This window comes from Massilia sp. TWR1-2-2 (genome assembly GCF_049897565.1).
Lineage (GTDB): Bacteria > Pseudomonadota > Gammaproteobacteria > Burkholderiales > Burkholderiaceae_D > JAFCUW01.
This window is the reverse complement of the sequence record NZ_JAFCWM010000069.1, coordinates 1,740-3,394: the sequence shown is the minus strand read 5'-3', so window position 1 is coordinate 3,394 and position 1,655 is coordinate 1,740. Positions and strand designations below refer to the sequence as shown.

Below are 1,655 nucleotides of genomic sequence, written 5' to 3'. Positions count from 1 at the left end.
ATCTGGAAGAAGTAAAGTTTTAATCGAATCGTCGACAGACGGTTTGATGGGTAGTGATTGTAAATCGCAACAAACAACAACGCTGTACTCTTATCTCTGTAACGTCTTTCGGCTTAGTCGGCTGAGAGGCTAACGTTATAGGGACAAGCGAATAAGTGCACATGGTGGATGCCTTGGCGATTACAGGCGATGAAGGACGTAGTAGCTTGCGATAAGCTGCGGGGAGTGAGCAAACACACTTTGATCCGCAGATTTCCGAATGGGGTAACCCGGCCTTTTAGGTCATTGCATACTGAATACATAGGTATGCAAAGCGAACGCGGCGAACTGAAACATCTAAGTAGCTGCAGGAAAATAAATCAACCGAGATTCCCAAAGTAGTGGCGAGCGAAATGGGAAGAGCCTGCACGTTTTAGCATGACGCATAGTAGAACGGATTGGAAACTCCGGCCATAGAGGGTGATAGCCCCTTATACGAAATGCGATGTGTGGAACTAAGCGTGCGACAAGTAGGGCGGGACACGAGAAATCCTGTCTGAATATGGGGGGACCATCCTCCAAGGCTAAATACTCGTAATCGACCGATAGTGAACCAGTACCGTGAGGGAAAGGCGAAAAGAACCCCGGAAGGGGAGTGAAATAGATCCTGAAACCGTGTGCATACAAACAGTAGGAGCGGACTTGTTCCGTGACTGCGTACCTTTTGTATAATGGGTCAGCGACTTACATTCAGTGGCAAGGTTAACCGTATAGGGAAGCCGTAGAGAAATCGAGTCCGAACAGGGCGACAGTCGCTGGGTGTAGACCCGAAACCAAGTGATCTACTCATGGCCAGGATGAAGGTGCGGTAACACGCCCTGGAGGTCCGAACCCACTAATGTTGAAAAATTAGGGGATGAGCTGTGGGTAGGGGTGAAAGGCTAAACAAACTTGGAAATAGCTGGTTCTCTCCGAAAACTATTTAGGTAGTGCCTCAAGTATCACCATCGGGGGTAGAGCACTGTTATGGCTAGGGGGTCATTGCGACTTACCAAACCATTGCAAACTCCGAATACCGATGAGTGCGAGCTTGGGAGACAGACGTCGGGTGCTAACGTCCGGCGTCAAGAGGGAAACAACCCAGACCGCCAGCTAAGGTCCCAAAGATTGGCTAAGTGGAAAACGAAGTGGGAAGGCTAAAACAGTCAGGATGTTGGCTTAGAAGCAGCCATCATTTAAAGAAAGCGTAATAGCTCACTGATCGAGTCGTCCTGCGCGGAAGATGTAACGGGGCTAAGCCAGTCACCGAAGCTGCGGATATGAGCTTGTTATTTATAACGAGTTCCATATGGTAGGAGAGCGTTCTGTAAGCCTGCGAAGGTGTCTTGTAAAGGATGCTGGAGGTATCAGAAGTGCGAATGCTGACATGAGTAGCGATAATGGGGGTGAAAAGCCTCCACGCCGTAAGCCCAAGGTTTCCTGTTCAACGTTCATCGGAGCAGGGTGAGTCGGCCCCTAAGGCGAGGCAGAGATGCGTAGCTGATGGGAAGCAGGTTAATATTCCTGCACCGTCGTATGATGCGATGGGGGGACGGATCGCGGAAGGTTGTCCGGGTGTTGGATGTCCCGGTTCTTGACTCATAGAAGGCGCTTAGGCAAATCCGGGCGCGCAATTC

The 1,655-nt window shown here is 50.2% G+C and carries 1 rRNA gene (only partly in view); it reads left to right on the top strand.

Annotated features, from left to right (window positions below):
* Window positions 1-141 precede the first annotated feature (141 nt).
* Window positions 142-1,655: ribosomal RNA gene (locus ACP7DD_RS26225) — 23S ribosomal RNA — on the top strand (it continues 1,477 nt past the right edge of the window).